This window comes from Sphaerisporangium sp. NPDC051017 (assembly GCF_040683095.1).
Taxonomy (GTDB): Bacteria; Actinomycetota; Actinomycetes; order Streptosporangiales; family Streptosporangiaceae; genus Sphaerisporangium.
Genome location: NZ_JBFBCI010000025.1, coordinates 58,690 through 75,587, shown reverse-complemented (window position 1 = coordinate 75,587; position 16,898 = coordinate 58,690). Strand labels below are relative to the sequence as shown.

At 68.7% G+C, this 16,898-nt stretch carries 10 protein-coding genes; 6 read left to right on the top strand and 4 right to left on the bottom strand.

Translation table 11 applies throughout. The features are described from left to right. Positions 1-36 precede the first annotated feature (36 nt). Positions 37-2,298: a formate C-acetyltransferase gene (pflB, locus tag AB0M95_RS20925; RefSeq protein ID WP_363766967.1), complete on the top strand. Its 2,262-nt coding sequence runs from the start codon at positions 37-39 to the stop codon at positions 2,296-2,298. Next, positions 2,295-3,068, top strand: coding sequence for a pyruvate formate-lyase-activating protein (gene pflA, locus AB0M95_RS20920; RefSeq protein ID WP_363766964.1), 774 nt, complete (start codon positions 2,295-2,297; stop codon positions 3,066-3,068). The genes pflB and pflA overlap by 4 nt, the downstream gene beginning before the upstream one ends. On the opposite strand, the gene AB0M95_RS20915 is transcribed toward pflA, so the two are convergent. Further along, entirely contained in the window at positions 3,015-3,200 is a 186-nt protein-coding gene (locus tag AB0M95_RS20915) for a hypothetical protein (protein WP_363766962.1), read from the bottom strand. The two genes, pflA and AB0M95_RS20915, sit on opposite strands and share 54 nt — an antisense overlap. 39 nt (positions 3,201-3,239) lie before the next feature. Beyond that, complete coding sequence (locus AB0M95_RS20910) at positions 3,240-9,494, bottom strand: Ig-like domain-containing protein (RefSeq protein ID WP_363766959.1); 6,255 nt, start codon at positions 9,492-9,494, stop codon at positions 3,240-3,242. Between the two features lie 258 nt (positions 9,495-9,752). On the opposite strand from AB0M95_RS20910, the gene AB0M95_RS20905 reads away from it, so the two are divergent. The 4 genes from AB0M95_RS20905 to AB0M95_RS20890 all read left to right on the top strand — a co-directional run bounded on the left by AB0M95_RS20905 (position 9,753) and on the right by AB0M95_RS20890 (position 14,922). Then, positions 9,753-13,040 carry a BTAD domain-containing putative transcriptional regulator gene (locus AB0M95_RS20905; protein ID WP_363766956.1) on the top strand — a complete coding sequence of 1,096 codons (3,288 nt, stop codon included), beginning with the start codon at positions 9,753-9,755 and terminating at the stop codon, positions 13,038-13,040. Positions 13,041-13,208: 168 nt separating this feature from the next. Further along, positions 13,209-13,841, top strand: a complete 633-nt coding sequence (locus tag AB0M95_RS20900; RefSeq protein WP_363766953.1) for a hemerythrin domain-containing protein — start codon at positions 13,209-13,211, stop codon at positions 13,839-13,841. A gap of 147 nt (positions 13,842-13,988) precedes the next feature. Continuing rightward, positions 13,989-14,444, top strand: coding sequence for a hypothetical protein (locus AB0M95_RS20895; RefSeq protein WP_363766950.1), 456 nt, complete (start codon positions 13,989-13,991; stop codon positions 14,442-14,444). A 214-nt stretch (positions 14,445-14,658) separates the two neighbouring features. Continuing rightward, on the top strand, positions 14,659-14,922 hold the full coding sequence (locus AB0M95_RS20890) for a hypothetical protein (protein ID WP_363766947.1): 264 nt from the start codon (positions 14,659-14,661) through the stop codon (positions 14,920-14,922). 143 nt (positions 14,923-15,065) lie between these two features. On the opposite strand, the gene AB0M95_RS20885 is transcribed toward AB0M95_RS20890, so the two are convergent. Both AB0M95_RS20885 and AB0M95_RS20880 read right to left on the bottom strand, forming a co-directional pair. Continuing rightward, positions 15,066-16,163, bottom strand: coding sequence for a hypothetical protein (locus AB0M95_RS20885; protein ID WP_363766944.1), 1,098 nt, complete (start codon positions 16,161-16,163; stop codon positions 15,066-15,068). Between the two features lie 101 nt (positions 16,164-16,264). Further along, positions 16,265-16,873, bottom strand: a complete 609-nt coding sequence (locus AB0M95_RS20880; RefSeq protein ID WP_363766941.1) for a hypothetical protein — start codon at positions 16,871-16,873, stop codon at positions 16,265-16,267. Positions 16,874-16,898 lie beyond the last annotated feature (25 nt).

Below are 16,898 nucleotides of genomic sequence, written 5' to 3'. Positions count from 1 at the left end.
GGTTTGGAGCGAGACGCCGACACGAGGAGGTTCCCGATGACGGTCACAGCGGACCGGACGCGAACGGCGGGGCATGAGGCCTGGCGCGGGTTCCAGGGGACGACGTGGCGCGCGGCCATCGACGTGCGCGCGTTCATCCAGGACAACTACACACCGTACGAGGGTGATGAATCATTCCTGGCCGGCCCGACGGACCGGACGCGGCTGGTCTGGGAGAAACTCGCCGGGATGCTGCCCGAGGAGCGGCGGCGCGGCGTTCACGACGTCGACGCGACGACCCCGTCGTCCATCACCGCCCACCGTCCGGGATACATCGAGCGGACCCACGAGCTGATCGTGGGCCTGCAGACGGACGCACCGCTGAAGCGAGCGATCATGCCGGCGGGCGGCCTGCGGATGGTCGAGAACGGGCTGGCCGCGTATGGCCGCACGCTCGACCCCCGGGTGCGGGAGATCTTCACCAAGTACCGCAAGACCCACAATGACGGTGTGTTCGACGCCTACACTCCGGAAATCCGGGCCGCCCGTCGTTCGGGGGTCATCACCGGGCTGCCGGACGCCTACGGCCGGGGCAGGATCATCGGCGACTACCGCCGGGTCCCCCTGTACGGCGTCGACCGGCTGATCGAGGCCAAACAGAAAGAACTGCACAGCCTCGACGCGACGTTCTCCACCGACGCGGTGATCCGCGATCGGGAAGAACTGGCCGAGCAGTTGCGCGCGCTAGGCGAGCTGGTCGAGATGGCCGCCTCATACGGATGCGACATCTCCCAGCCGGCCACCACGGCGCACGAGGCGGTCCAATGGCTCTACCTGGCCTACCTGGCCGCGGTGAAGGAGCAGAACGGCGCCGCCATGTCACTCGGCCGGACCTCGACCTTCCTGGACGTCTACATCGAGCGCGACCTGGCCGAGGGCCTCATCACCGAGGAACGCGCCCAGGAACTCGTCGACGACCTCGTGATCAAGCTGCGTGCCGTCCGCTTCCTGCGCACACCCGAGTACGACCAGCTCTTCTCCGGCGACCCGACATGGGTGACCGAGTCGATCGGAGGCGTGGGCGAGGACGGGCGCACGCTGGTGACCCGCACGAGCTTCCGCTACCTGCAGACGCTGCGCAACCTCGGCCCCGCCCCGGAGCCCAACCTCACCGTGTTCTGGTCGCGCCGGCTTCCCGAGCCGTTCAAACGGTTCTGCGCACGGCTGTCCATCGAGACCAGCGCGATCCAGTACGAGAGCGACGAGCTGATGCGGCCGTGCCACGGCGACGACACCGCGATCGCCTGCTGCGTGTCGGCGGCCCCCGTCGGCAGGCAGATGCAGTTCTTCGGGGCCCGCGTCAATCTGGCCAAGACCCTGCTGTACGCGATCAACGGCGGTCGCGACGAGATGACCGGCGAGCAGGTCGGGCCGGCGTATCCTCCCCTGACCGGCGAGTATCTGGACTACGACGCGGTCGCCGCCGCGTTCGACCGGATGATGGACTGGCTGGCGGCCACGTACGTGAACGCGCTCAACGTCATCCACTACATGCACGACAAGTACGCCTACGAGCGCGTCGAGATGGCCCTGCACGACTACCCGGTCAAGCGGACGCTCGCCTGCGGCATCGCCGGGCTCTCGGTGGCCGCCGACAGCCTCTCGGCGATCAAGCACGCCCAAGTCAAGGTCGTCCGGGACGCGAGCGGCCTGGCGGTCGACTACGAGGTCGAGGGCGACCACCCGGCCTTCGGCAACAACGACGACCGCGCCGACGACATCGCCGTCGGCCTGGTCCGCGCGTTCATGACCAAGATCCGCCGGCACCCCGCCTACCGGGACGCCGAGCACACCCAGTCCGTGCTGACGATCACCTCCAACGTCGTGTACGGCCGGCACACGGGCAACACCCCAGACGGCCGCCGCTCCGGCGAGCCGTTCGCCCCCGGGGCCAACCCGATGAACGGCCGCGACCGGCACGGCATGGTCGCCTCCGCGCTGTCGGTGGCGAAGCTGCCGTACGAGGAGGCGCGGGACGGCATCTCGCTGACCAACACCGTCACACCGGAAGGGCTGGGCCGCACCCCCGACGATCGGGTGACCAACCTGGTCGGAGTGCTGGACGGCTACATCGACGCGGGCGGGTTCCACATGAACGTCAACGTGCTCACGCGGGCGGTGCTGCTGGACGCGATGGAGCACCCCGACCGCTACCCGCAGCTCACCATCCGCGTATCGGGATACGCCGTGAACTTCGTCCGCCTGACCCGCGAGCAGCAGCAGGATGTCGTGAACCGCACCTTCCACGGGTCGCTGTGAACACCGGGGAGGTGACGCGGCCGGAGGGGGCGGACACGTCCCCTCCGGGTGGCGTCATCAGTTCCTGGGACATCTCGGTCGGCGTCGACGGTCCGGGAACCCGGTTCGTGGTCTTCACGTGCGGCTGCCCGTTGCGCTGCCTGTACTGCCAGAATCCCGAGACCTGGCGGATGCGCGACGGCCGCCGGGTGACGGCCGACGAGGTCATGGCCGAGGTGGAGAGATACCGCAGGTTCATCACCGTGGCGGGCGGCGGCGTCACGATCAGCGGCGGCGAGCCGCTGCTCCAGCCCGGCTTCACGGCCGAACTCCTGCGCCGCTGCCGCGACGACGGCCTGCACACCGCGCTGGACACCTCCGGCTTCCTCGGCGACCGCGCGACCGACGCGATGCTCGCCGACACCGACCTGGTCCTGCTGGACATCAAATCCTCCGACCCCGCGACCTACCGCGGGCTGACCGGCGGCGAGCTGGAACCGACCCTGCGCTTCACCCGCCGCCTGGCCACCCTCCGCCGCCCGACCTGGGTTCGTTTCGTCCTGGTCCCCGGCGTCACCGATGACCCGGAGAACGTCGACGGCATCGCCCGCTTCGTCGCCGGGCTCGGCAACGTGGAACACGTCGACGTCCTGCCCTTCCACCGCATGGCGGCCGGCAAGTACCGGCGCCTGGGCCTGACCTTCCCCCTCGCCCACGTCGACCCGCCAGGGCCGGAACTACTCGACGAGGTCCACGCCCGGTTCCGCGCGCACGGAGTCGTCAGCCTTTGACAGCCGTTCCGCACGCTGCTTGATGCCGAGCAGCATCTTGCGCTCCATGACCAGGCTTACGGGCTGCGTCACCAGCGTGCGCAGGAACCCGGCGGTGCCGCGCGCGGCGATCGGTACGACACCTGGGCCCACCCATCAGGGTAGGCCCAGGTTCTTTGGGAATGGCCTCTGTTAGTGGCCGGTGTGGATGACGACGCTGCCGCCGCCGAGGGCGGTGCCTTCTTCTCCTATCTGGTTGTCGTAGACGACGTTGCCGCTCGCCTTGTCCCAGATCTTGATCAGGAACCGGTCGTCCTTGCCGCCGTCGACCGCCGTGAGTTCGAACGTGTACTCACCGCTGCCGTTGATCGTCCCCGAGCCCTTGTACTGGACCCGCGTTCCCGACACCACCATCCACTCGTAGGCCGTTGCCTGGAAGTTCAGCTTCCCGGCGTGGAACTGGAACTCGGTGTTGCCGGTGGGCGTGGTGGCACCCTCCTTGTACTTGGAGACGAACCCGAAGTTCGCCTTCCCGGTCAGTGCGGGGTCCGCCTTGTAGGCGCCCGCAGGCGAGTTGATCCAGCCGCCGCCGGTCACGAACCCGGCGCTCGGGTCGTAGACCACCACGGCCTGCGCGGTCGCGGTGCCCGCGCCGCCGTCGTCGTCGGTGACGGTGACGGTCGGGTGGTAGATGCCCGCCTTGGCGTAGGTGTGCTTGGCCCTGCACGTGGCGTCGGCCACGGTTCCGGGCGAGGTGCTGCCGTCGTTCCAGTTGACCGAGCAGGTGTGTGTGTCATCGCCCGGATCGGTGAACCTGACCGACAGCTCGATCTCCGTACCGACGGCCTGCGGGGCCAGCGGTGTCGAGACCTCACCCACCTTGGGGGCGACGTTGTTCACGTGCACTGTGGCGGTGCCGGTGGCCTTCTCCCTGCCGTCGCTGACCTCCACGGTGATGTGCGCGTCGGCCGGGCCATCGCTGACCGTCAGCTTCACGGTGTCGCCGTCGCCCGACAGCGTGCCGACATCGCTGCTCCACTTCCAGGTGAGCTTGTCGCCGTCCGGGTCGGTCGCCGGAGCCGTCAGCTCCACCGTCGCCCCCTCGTCCGCGCTTCCCGGTGCCTTGATCGACACCGACGGCGGGTGGTTCGCCGGGGTCACGGTGATGGTGGCCGTGGCCGGGGCGGCCTCCTCCTTGCCGTCGGATGCGGTCCAGGTGAAGGTGTCCGTTCCCGACCAGCCCTTCTCGGGCGTGTAGGTCAGGTCCGGACCGGTCCCCGACACGGTGCCGTGGGCGGGGGCTTGGACGACGCGGTAGGTCAGCGCGTCGCCGTCGGCGTCCTCGGCCTTGAGGGTCACCTTGACCGGGGTGGACTCCGGCGTGGTCACCGTCACGTCGTGCGCCGTCGGGGCCTGGTTGGCCCCAGGATCGACCTTCACGGTGACGACAGCCGGTGCGGACACCAGGTCACCGTCGTCGGCGACGTAGCTGAAGGTGTCGGTCCCGGTGAAGCCGGCGGCCGGGGTGTAGGTCACGTGCCCGTCCTTCACAGCCGAGACCGTGCCGTGGGCCGGGCCCTGCCCCGCCCCGTCGAGCGCCCGCAGGGTGAGGGTGTCGAGGACATCGGGGTCGAACGCGTCCAGCGCCACATCCACCGCGTGCCCTCTGGTCGTGGCCGCCGCCACGTCCTGGGCCAGCGGAGCGTGCTTGACGGTCATGAGGAAGCCACGCGACTCGCCGTTGTGCTTACCGACCCCGGTGATCTGCCCGTACTCGTTGATGTCGTTGGCCCGCACCAGCTCCCAGCCGCTGCCCGGAGGCAGCAGCGTGTTCAGGTCCACGGCCAGCTCGCCCGGCTCGGCCAGGAAGGCATGAGTCGTCCCGCCGTTGGTGGTGAACTCGCCGACGATCGCGCCCTGGTCGTTCACGGCCTTCGGCAACGTGATCTTCGCACCGGTGTAGTAGGTGTCCAGCTGCTTCATCGCCCCGTCGGCATAGACGAAGCCATAGGTACGGTCGCCCTGTCCCACGGCCAGAGGTACGACACTGGTGCCGACCACGACACCGAGGTCGTTGACCGCGGTCGCCGTGCTCTCCCGGTGACCGGGCAACGTGCCGAGGTTGCGCACCTGACCGCCGGACCAGATCACCGCCCGCGCACGTTCGGGATACCAGTCCCCGCGGATGTACTGGGTGCCGACGATGACCCCGGCCGTGTTCGCACCGGTCGCCACGCCGCTGGTGGCCTCACTCAACAGCGGCAGCGCCGCCACCGCCGTACCGGACCAGCGGACCGGCTGCTTGTCGCTCCCGCCGACCGCCGTCTTGCCGTCACGGCTGACTCCCATGACGCCGGCTCGAGTGTGGGAGGGCAACGCCTCCAGCACGGTGGGAGTCCCGGACGGGTCCCATCGCACGGGGAAGGTGCGCTGGGAGCCGTCCACCTGTCCGTACGCCGAGCCGTCGTCGTCCACAGCGGTGACACTGGCACTCGTCATACCTGTGGGCGGGTCGAGTTTCGTGGTCTTGCCGGCGGACCAGCGAACCGGGCCCAGTCCGCCGCCGCCGACGACGACGCCGCGGTTGTTCAGGGCGACAGCGCCGGTGGTCCTTGACAGAGCGGTTTCACTGGCAAGCTCGAAGACGACTCGCTTGGCATCGGCTGCCACCGTGAAGGTGCTCGTCCCCCCGGGCACCTCGCGGCCGGCTTCGTCTCTCACCGAAGTACGCACCCGATACCCGCCCGGCGGCAGCTCATCGCCGCTCGGCAGGCCGGTGGTGCGGGCCCAGGTCGTCGTTCCCGCCGTCGGCAACCAGGTCTGGGTGGTCGTCCAGCTGTCGCCGTCCCAGTAGCGGCCCTTACCGTCGCGCAGCTCGACCCGCACCCGGGCGACTCCGGAGGCGTCGTCGGCCGCGGTGCCGGACAGCTTCACGATCTTGGACACCACGGAGGTGTCGGCCGGGGCCTTCACCTGCGCCGTCGGGTCGGCCTTGTCGACCCGGACCTGCACAGTGCGCTTGCGCTCCACGGTTCCGTCCTCGGCGGTGGCCCAGAACGTGACCGTCGTGGAACCGGCCGCCGTGATGGTCAACGCCGCCTGCGCGCCGTCCGCCGACGTCTCCGGGACGCTCTGCGCCCCCGACGCCTGGTAGGTCACCTTCGCCACCGGGCTGCCCCCCGTGGAGGCCGTGGCCTTCAGCGTGACCTTCACGTCACCCGCGCTCCACCCGGCTCCGGTCGGGGCCGGATCCAACGTGGCCGTGGTGACCATGCTCGGTTTCAGGTCTGCGAGCTTCACCTCGACCGGCGCCGAACGGTTGCCCGCGCGGTCCTGGGCGAAGACGGTCAGCGTGGGCGTCGCGGCGGGGTCCAGCGACAGCGGCGCCTCATAGCGGTTGAACAGGGTGCCGTCGGTGGACCACGCGATGTCGGCCACCCCGCTACCCGTGTCGGACGCCGACACCCCGCTACCCGTGTCGGACGCCGACACCACGTACCTGGTCGAGCCGTTCTCCGCCACCGCGTCGACCGTCACCGCGGGCGCCGTGACATCGGCCGCGTCGGCGCCCGCCAGCCGGACCGTCGGGGGGATGACCTTCTCCGGCTCTCCGTCGCCGTTCGCGTCGGCGCGCAGCACATCGGTGCCGTCCGGGCGGGTGGTCAGCTCGACCACCGTGCCCTTGTCGACGGGAATGTCGATCCAGCGGGTCGCCGCGGTCGGGTGCTGTTGCGTGCCTTCCAGCAGGGTCAGTTGCAGTGGCATCCCGGTCGCGGTGACCCGCGTCCGGTAGGACTCCTCGGTGTCGGCAGGCATGGTCGCCATACCCGCATCGTCCTGATCGGAGGCGAACAACGTGACGTCATCGACATATCCCGCCGTGCCACCCTGCGGGTCGGTGGTGTGCCCGTGACCGTCGATGACGGTCAACGCGGTCCCACCCAGCACCGACACATACCGCAGGCCCATGCCCGGCGCGGGAGTGGCCGTGCCCGCACCCCCCGCCATGGCGGTCGCCAGCCCGGGGTTCGAGCCCCCGCCCGTGATGCAGGAGTCCATGTCGGCTCCCGGACGGCCCAGACCACTGTGATCGGCCGGGCCCTGCGGGTCAAGGGTGAACAACCGCGCCAGCACCGCGTCGCCGACGGCTTTGTTCCCCGTCATTCCCGTGTGTTCCACCTGGAAGTTGTTCGCCTTGGACGCGGACTTGGACTTGAAGAGCAGCACCTCGGCGTTCTCGGCGTTGTAGTCCACGCCCCGACCGGCCCGCTCGGCGCTCATCAGCGGCACAGTGCCGTCACCGCAGACGAGGTCCTGGGTGATGTATTTCCGCTCCTTGCAGTGCTTGGGCCACGTGGCTTCGCACTTTTCCTCAAGGTTGGCCACCACCGTGCCGATCGTGTTCCTGCCCGCCTGCAGCCCCACGACATGGGTGTACTTGATGCCCGAGGTATCCCCGCGCCAGTCGACCTGGCCGGCCCGCGACTGGAATTCGTCCGCAGTGTCACCGGGATGCGTCCCCGCGAACCTGGCGTTCGTCAGGGCCTTCACCTCGTCGTAGTCGTAGGTCTCGTGGTCACCGTTCTTCTCGTTGAGATCCCAGCCGTTCTCCCGCACCACCGGCACGCTCGCGGCGTCCCCATAGATCCGGCTGGCCATCAGCTGGTGGGCGGCCGGGAAACTACCCGCCACCCGCTTGATGACGTCGTTCGGGCCGTTCACGATCGAACTATCGATGAAGTCACCGGTCATCAGCACGTTCACCAGCTTCGGCGCGCCCAGCCACGGCGCACCGATGGTCACCACCCGGTCGATGTTGCTCGCGGACGGGTCGTCAAGGATGTACCTCCGGGTGACGATGCCGCCCATCGAGTGCGTCAGGATGTCCACCTTGCGGGTGGGCCAGAGCTTCCGCACACAGCCGATGTAGTCCGCCAGACCCCTGGCACTGTCCACATTGCTCTGGCGCCAGTCGTAGGCGTAGATGAACAGGTTGGGCATCCGATCGGATTGCGCCATGTCGCATCCCGCCGTGGTGCGGCGTTCGGTGTGCCCGTCGACCTGGTACTCACGGTAAGTCTCGGAGCCCCTCAATCTATCGAGCAAATCACCGTAAATATTCAGATTAGGGGCAATAGTATCGTTTGCCAGGTCGCAATGCTCATGCTGCAGCGCGTCGACCGCCCGGATATCGTGCGGCACGTCCCCATTCTGGATGTCATCCTTGTAGAGGCTGAGCAGGTTACGGTCCACACTGCTGCGGGGAGGGAGATGGCACCCCAGCCACAGTTCCTGGGTCGGTTCGCCGTTTTTGTACACCGACAACCGACTGGCCGCGGCGCCGTGCACGAACACCACGGGATCAACCGGTATCGCCACCCAGATGATGGGCGCGACGCCGTTCACGCCACGACCGACGATGACGCCGTTCTTATTGATGAGCTCCGCGGCGTCGAGTCGCAGGCCCCTACCGGGGTTGAGCAGGCTGTTCAGCACGATCGCGCGGCCATTGCTCCACAACACCGCGCTGTTCACGCGATCGGCGCGAACAACGCCGACGGCCTCACCCCGGTCGTTCAGGTCGTACCAGGCCACTTCCGCCCCCTCAGGGGTACCCTTCGGAGCGTCAAGCTTCGTCCAGGCGCCGGCCTTGCTGCGAATGAAAAAGTCGGTTTTTCCCGCTGCGCCATTCGCTCGCACCAGGACATCGCCGGCGTTATTGATCTCTGTGGCATGCGCCGCCGAGTAGCCCGGCGGGAAGCCGAGACGCTGTATCGAACCGCCCTGCCAGATGGCCGGCTCGTCTTCCGACGTACCGTCAGGCTTTTGCTTGAAGAAGAACCCGGCCGCCGTGCCGGACTCGTTCATGTCCAACGCCCACATCTCACGTGGGAAGAGGTTGAGACTGCCGTCCTCGGCGAGGATCCCGAACCCACGGGCATCCTCGACGAGCATCTGGCCCCGGCTGTTCGCCGCGATGACCGGACGCGAGGGGGTCGCCACGACCTCCGGGGCGTTGTACGCGGAACCTTCGCCCGGCCGGGCGCGGTAGACATAGCCGCGGTCGTCACTACCGTCACCGGTGCGGCCGTAGACCGTGCCGTTCCCGGCGACACCGGTCGGCCAGTGCCTCAGGTCCGGATCGTTCAGCGGCATCAATTCCATGGGCGATCCCGGCGCCCAGGCGAAGGGTACCGGGGCAGGGCCGCTGGCCGGGTCGAGCACCGTGCCCACGACCTGGCCTTTGTCGCTGATCCCTTCCAGGGTTTTGAACTCGCCGTCACCGGCGAAGATGTTCAATAGTCGGTAGCCGGTCATCCCGTAGCCGCCGGTGAGGTCGGTCAGGGCGGACTTGGGTTCCCCCGCCACAGCCGATACGGGCTTGGGCGTCGCCACCACGGCAAGCGGCGCGCACAGCCCGAGGGTCAGCACCAGCGTGAGCAGCACGGGGCGCCGCCGCCGTAGCGGCGGACCGGTCTGTTCGCCGGTATTCCGGGTACGGAGACGAGCCAGTAAGCCTGGCAGGCGCGATAGGGGCATACGATCCCTCCTCGATTGCAGATCGCGCCGATGCTGACATCGCGCCCTAAGCAGACTCTTGGCCTCCACTTGGCGCCGTGACCTAGTGCACCCACACGCAGGTTCACGGGATTACGGCACGCCCTATATGCGGATGAGGAGCGAGAACCCTATGCTTCTCTGGAAATGGTGCGTTTGCGGGTTCTTGGGCAGTTCCGGGCAGAAGTCGAAGGGCGTCCAGTCGACCTGGGCCCGCCGCTCCAGCGAGCGGTGATCGCCAGACTGGTCTGCGCCGGCGGGCACGTGGTCTCCACGGACCGGTTCATCGACGATCTGTGGCGGGGCCAGCCCCCGCCGAGGGCTCTTGCCGCACTCCAGGTCTACATCTCCAACCTTCGCCGCGTCCTGGAGCCGGGCCGGGCACCGCGGACCCCGGCCACCGTCTTGGTGAGCGCCCCGCCCGGATACCTGCTACGGCTCGATGCCGACGCCGTCGACGCCTGGCTCTTCCCCAAGCTCGTGGACGCCGCGGTGGCCCTTCTCAACGAGGGAGAGCCGGCCAAGGCGCTGCACATGATCGACGACGCCCTGTCGCTGTGGGGAGGCCCCGCCTTCGCCGAGGTCGCCGGCGAGGACTGGGCGGCTCCCGAGGCGTCACGGCTGGAAGAGCTGAAGATCATGGCCGTCGAGTACCGCGCGGAAGCGCGACTCGCGCTCGGCCGTCATGCGGAGATCGTGCCCGAACTGGAGCGCCACGTCGCCGCCCACCCGCTGCGCGAAAACGCGGTGCGGCTCCTCGCTCTCGCCTATTACCGCTCGGCGCGGCAGGCCGAGGCCCTGGCGTCGCTGCGCAGGACCCGGGCCACACTCGCCGAAGAGCTGGGCGTGGATCCAGGACCCGCTCTAAGAGCTCTCGAGGCCGACATCCTCACCCACAGCGACGCCCTTGAGGTGCCCCAGGTCGCCTCTGTTCCTGCCCGTCCCGCCGCGCCGCCGGCAGCGTCACCGGCCGCGCCGCCCCAGATGATCGGCCGTACGACCGAGCTCGCCCGCCTGGTGTCCGCCGCCGAGCAGGCCAAGCGCGGGTTCCGGGTGGCATGGCTCGGCGGAGATCCCGGAGCGGGCAAGAGCACGCTGGCCGACGCCCTGCTGCGGCGTCTCAGCGAGCAGGGCTGGCAGGTCACGGTCGGCCGGTGCCCGGAAACACTCGGCGGGGTGCCGCCCGCGTGGGCGTGGAGCGAGGTGCTGCGTGGCCTGTTCGCCGTCCATCCCCCAGACGCCGAGATCGAGGCACGGCTGGCGCCCCTGTTGAGGCAGGACTCTCCTCAGGTCGGCGAGTTCTGGCTGGCTCAGGCCGTGGGGGACTACCTGGAGAACGTGCCGGGGCCGCTGCTGGTCGTGCTGGAGGATGTGCACCGCGCCGATGACGCGACCCTCCAGCTGTTGCGTCACCTGGCGGCCAAGCTGGCCGACATCCCGGTCCTGGTGGTCCTGACGCACCGGCCCTCCGAGGCGGGTGACCATCTTGTGGCGGCCGGAGCCTCCCTGGCCGTCCAGGCGGCGGAGAACGTGGCCCTGCGGGGTCTCAGTGAGGACGAGGTCCGCCGCCTGCTGGTGGAACGGTCCGGCATGGAGGCGGACCGTTCCACCGTCCGTACGGTCACCGAACGGACCGGGGGCAATCCGCTGTTCGTGACCGAGATCGCCCGGCTGCTCGCGACCGAGGGGACGTCGGCGGCTCATTCGCTGCCGCCCGGGGTCCGTGATCTCATCCGCAGGCGGATCGCCCGCCTCCCGGCGACGGCTCAGACGACCCTGCGCAACGCCGCCGTCATGGGCAGGGACGCCGACGCCGATGTGCTGATCGCCATCCAGGACGCCGATGAGGAGACCGTGCTCGACGGCCTGGAGGCGGGCGTGCTCGCCGGGCTGCTCACCGAACCGAGCCCCGGCAGGATCCGCTTCACGCACGTCCTGGTCCGCGAGGCCCTCTACGAGGAGACCCCCCAGCTTCGCCGTACGAGACTGCACGCGAAGGTCCTCGCCGCGCTGGAGAGCCTACGACCGGGAGACCACGGCGCGCTGGGCTACCACGCGCTCGCCGCCGCCACGCCCGCCACGGCGCGCGAGGCCGCGCGGTACGCACGGCAAGCCGCGGCCCAGGCCTCCACCGTCTACGCTCACAAGGAAGCGGCGACCCTGCTGAAGAGCGCCCTGGAAGCCCTCGACCTCGGAACAGAACCCGCGGACCACACCAGGCTCGACCTGCTGTGCCGTCTGGTCTCCGCGCAGGCGAACGCGGGCGACCTCGTGCGGGCGGCGGCCGGCCGCCGCCGGGCGCTGGAGATCGCCCGGCGGATCGGCGACCCCGCCGCGATCGCCCGCGCGGCCGTGGCCAATGACGCGCCCGTGATCTGGATCTCGCAGTCCGACTTCGTGTTCGACGTCGACCTCGTGGAGTCCATCCGGAGCTGCCTGCCCGCCGCGACGGGCGAGCTGCGGTGCCGGCTGCTCGCCGCGCTGGCCCAGGAGTTGGTGGGCCATGACGACGAGGTCACGGAAGGCGCGAGCGCCGAGGCCGTCGAGATCGCCCGCGGCCTCGGCGACCCCCGGCTGCTGTGTCTGGCGCTCAACGCGCGCTACTGGGTCGCGTTCGTGCCCGGCCACCAGGACGAGCTGGAAGCCCTCGGGCACGAGTTGCTGGAGGTCTCCGCCCGGGGCGGCCTGCTCGGCTACCAGACACTCGGACACTACGCCCTGTGTAATGTCGCGCTCGCACGCAACGACTGGCCCAGGGCCCAGCGGCATGCCGCACAAACAGTCGAGTACTCCACAAGCGGCCAACTCGGGACCGCCCTGGTCGCCATCGCGTACCTCGACGCCCTCCACCTCCTGCTGAAGGGCGAGTTCGAGCAGACCGAGGCCGCCTACGCCGTCCTCGGCGACCGGATGGGAGAGGCCGGAGGGCCGGCCTCCGCCATCTTCGCGAGCATGTCCAAACTGGCCGTACGCCGGCTGTGCGGCCGTGCCCACGAGTTGGTGGCCGAGTACGCCGCCGTCCGCGACCGCGCGCCGGGGGCGATGGACGAGTTCTACGTCAGCGCGCTGGTCGCCGCCGGAAGCCTGGACGACGCCCGGTCCGCCTGGCCGGCAGACCGCTGGCCGCGGCGGGACATCTTCCTGAGAGTCAACCTGGCACTCCGCGCGGAAAACGCGATGGCCCTCGGCCACCGCGAGGTGGCCGAGGAGTGCTACCGCCTCCTCCTCCCGGCGCAGGAGGAGATGATCGGCCTGCCGACCGTGGCGATGACCCTCGGCCCCGCCGGCCTCATACTGGGCCGGCTGGCGGAGTTCCTGGGCGACCCCGCCGGAGCCGTGGCACACTATGCCACGGCCTCCGACATCGCGTGGCGACTCGGCTCGCCTCACTGGCGAGAACAAGCCCTTCAGGCACTCGCCGCGGTGAGATCCTGAAGACGAGCCGGGATCTCTGAGCACTCGCGATCCCTCCCCGAGAAGGGCGCGGCCGGCCACAGGTCGCTGGACGTCCACCCGGCGTTTCGCCAAGTAGCCGCCAGGTAGGCGTTTAGCGAGCCGAGTCACGGTGTTTCGACACCGACTCGGACATCAGGGAGACCCACCGTGGACACCCCCGACCTGACAGGGATCCGCATCATCCACCGTGCCATGCGCGGCGACGTGCACCGGCTCCTCACGCTGGCCAAGGACCTCGATGCGGGACGCCAACAGGCGGACGCCACCCGTGCCGCCGCCATCGCCCGCTTCACAGATGACCTCTGCGCGATGATCCACCACCACCACGCCAGGGAGGACGAGGCCGCCTGGCCGGTGATCGAGCGGTCGGCGGGCGCCGCCGTGGACCTTACCGACCTGTCCGACGACCATTCCCAACTCGACCCCCTGCTCGACCGAGCGCGCCTGGCGGCGCGCGCCTTCGCAAGCGGCCGAGGCGGTGCCTCCGAATTCGAGGCCGCGGTCCGCACGCTGTCCGAGCACCTCGACGAGCACATCGAGGAGGAGGAGCGGAGGATCTTTCCGATCATCGAGCAGTACGTCTCCACCGCCGACTGGAAGGCGTTGGAGAAATCGCTCCGGAGCGAAAACTCGCGCTTCGAACTCGCCTGGGTCGACCAGTACGCCGACCCGGACGAAATGGCGCACATCCGCAAGATCACCGGGCCGATCCTCGGCCTGCTACTGACCCTGACCAGACCCGGCTACCGACGCCGCCGGCGGCTCATATTCGGAAGCTGAACAATCTCCCGGGACTCCGCGGGCCAGGGGTACCCGGAAAGTCAGGCAAGTGCCAAGCGTCCAGAATAGGAGGTCAACCATGATCGGAGACCAGCTCAACTTTCAATAGGCGGTTCCATTTTGAAAGAAGATGGGTATGGTGAAGGCATGGCCGCACATGACGAGCAAGCACGGCTCGTGGTAGAGGACCTCACCGACCTGCTGTCCCTGGCTCAGCGACCAACCGCGGACCGCGCTCTGCACGCGGCGATCCGGCGCATGACCCAACGGCACGATCGTGGACCTCGCCCGTCTGCGGTACGCCTGTCCACAGCGGCAGGACTTCTCGGGGTTTCTATCCCCACGATCCGCTCATGGATTGGCCACGGCGTACTGGAGGCGGTTCCAGGCGAGGGAGTAGCGCGTGTCTCGGCTACCTCACTCGCCCGAGTCCTGGTGGTGCTCCGCGAGATCGGCGAGGACGAAGCCGGGCGCAGGCTTACCAAGGTGATCGATGCACTTCGTGACCGCGACCTGCTGCAACGGGCGCAGGATGCGCTGGCCGAGACCACCGACTTCGTCGAATACAACGAAGATGACCTGGAGGAGCTACTCCGATCATGAGCCGACGCGCCCGCCGTACCGGCGAATTCCCCCGCGCGGCCCGCTTTCATATCGTCATGGCCAAGCAGATTGACACTACCGTGCGCGACTCCAGGACACCCCGGCGCGTCAAGGAAGCGTTCGTAGAGGTCCACCGCGACATCGCGCTTAGCGGGGGTGCGCCGCTGCGCACTACCGCCTGTCCGGCCCAGGCGACTGGCCCCGGTTCTGTGTCGTGCAACTCCCCGAGAGTTGGCGACTGGTGATGAGCTTCCCCGAAGTCGACACCATCGCCTTCCTGATCCTCGACAAGCACGACAACCGCACCGATCCCTACCTCTTCCTGGAAGAGGCCTTCAAGCTGCCTGACTGGTCCGGCCATGGCGCGGGCCGAACTCAGCCCAAGCCTGCCTGCTGCAGCGACAAGAACGACCCGCCCCTCGCCGAGGACGTCGAACTCATGGCCGCGATCGACCAGATCGTACGAAACCGCCGATAGGGCGAAGCCCGACCGAACTCTCCTGCCCGACCGCCCCTTAAGCGCACACCAGCCCCCAGCGGGCCCTACCTCCCTTCCCAGAAGACCCCGAGCGGCCGCCGGGTCAGGTGTCCTCCCGGCTCACGGCCCTGACCGCATACGCGCTACCAGGCTATTTCCGCGACGAGTTCGTCACTGCCCCGCCAGACGACCTCCTGAGGGAGTGCGAGATCCCCGCGGCTGCCCGTGGCGGGAGTGGCCAGCCCGGAGGTTCCCCGCAGGTCGACGCGGACGAGTTTCTGGTCGAACCGGAAATCGTACATACCGGTGCCGGTGGGTCTGACGATCTCATGGCCGACCAGAAGGTGGCGACCGGTGGAGTCCAGGGTCATCGACACGATCTTGCCCTGCGTCGCGCGGAATACGGTTCCGATGGCCGTCGGCCCGTCGTAGAGGACGAGCGACATGACGTCCTCATCGCCGTCCCGGGAGGCCGTCGCCCAGATGATCCGGTGGTCAGGGAGTTCCACCATTCCATAGGACGTCAGGTCGGGCGGAACCGGCAACGTACCGGCCGCCCCGCTCCTGACGTCGAGGGTCGGCAAAACTCCGCCGCCGGCGATGATCTTCTCACCGTCCGGCCCGATCCCCAGCGTCCATGGGGGCTCGGCCCGGAAGGGAAAGACGAGCGTGTTCTCATCGCTCCAGTAGAGGCGGTAAGGCTCCTGGACAGGCCATTCCCGACCGGTGCCGAGGACTCCGGCGAAGGAGGAGAGCTTGTCGTCCTCGTCGGCGGTCGTCCTGGCGTAGGCGATCTCACCTGCCGGGGACACGGCGATGCTGCGGATGACCCCTTCCATCCCGGCCGATATGGCGCCCTGAACCTCGACGACTCCTTTGTCGTCCATCGTGAGCCTGTGGATGCTGGATACGGCTCCGCGCGGACCGGGCCGCGGCTCGGCGGCCCCATGGCGCACCACCGTGGCCGCGAGGTAGCCTCCGGAGCTTTTTTCCCGGGCGAGGGCGGTGTACTCGATCAGGCTTCCGTCCGGCGAGGGAATGTGCCCGAGGGTCGCGCCGGAGGCGAGATCCAGGACCTTGGGGAGAGGAGGGGCGAACAACAGATACCGGTTCGCGCCCTCCTTCGAGGGTAGGCCGGTCGCCGCCGGGACCTTGAAGATCGTGAGGACGCCCGCGCACAGCGCGATCACGACGAACCCGGGCAGTATCCACGGCCAGGATCTGGAAAAACGAGAAGGCAAGACCGGTCCTTTCGGTCGCGGGCTCCCACCCCGACCAAGTCGGACGAACCATTTCGCCACCCGCCCTGGAATCGGACCTCCAGGACCGCCGGGCCGCGACCTCAGTCGCTCCACGATTCTTCTGGGATGCGATAAAGGGTGCGCGTCGATGAGAACCACTCCCGGTCGATGAACCGGCCCGTGATGCGTCCCGCCATGCACAGGAACCGCTCGAAGAGCTCGGCGGTGCCCATGCCATCGGCGAGTTCCAGCCCGGTCGCGTACGCGTCGTACTCCGCGACCTCCACCGTGCCGCCGAGGTAAGGCGGGCACACGTTTCCGATGCACGCGCCGTCGTAACTGTAGAGCAACTCCTGAAGGTGACCGATGTCCTCGATGCAGAACGCGTCGAGGACGCGCCGCCGCCCCGCGCTCAGCGCTTCCATCGCCTTCCAGGGCGTCGACGCGCCGCTCAGCGTGAGGACGTGCGACCAGCCTGGCGCGTGTTCCCCGATCCAGACGAGCATCGTCCCGTCGCCGATGGCGTACGACCGCATGGCCGTCTGGAAGTCGCAGGGCGTGGCCGATTCCGGATCAACGCGGAGGCGCCTCGCGACTTCGCCGACGTCTTCGATGTCCACCCATTGAGCGCTGAACCTCTCGTGCAGCCCGTACTCCACCAGCAAATCCCATTGGCCTTCCGCAGGGAAGGCGTGCAGCATATCCTGCATAATTCGGTCCTGAGTGATATTCGGC

Coding starts and splice junctions, on each gene's coding strand:
- AB0M95_RS20895 (WP_363766950.1), top strand. CDS start 13,989: ATGGCCGCACATGACGAGCAAGCACGGCTCGTGGTAGAGGACCTCACC.
- pflB (WP_363766967.1), top strand. CDS start 37: ATGACGGTCACAGCGGACCGGACGCGAACGGCGGGGCATGAGGCCTGG.
- AB0M95_RS20905 (WP_363766956.1), top strand. CDS start 9,753: ATGGTGCGTTTGCGGGTTCTTGGGCAGTTCCGGGCAGAAGTCGAAGGG.
- AB0M95_RS20880 (WP_363766941.1), bottom strand. CDS start 16,873: ATGCAGGATATGCTGCACGCCTTCCCTGCGGAAGGCCAATGGGATTTG.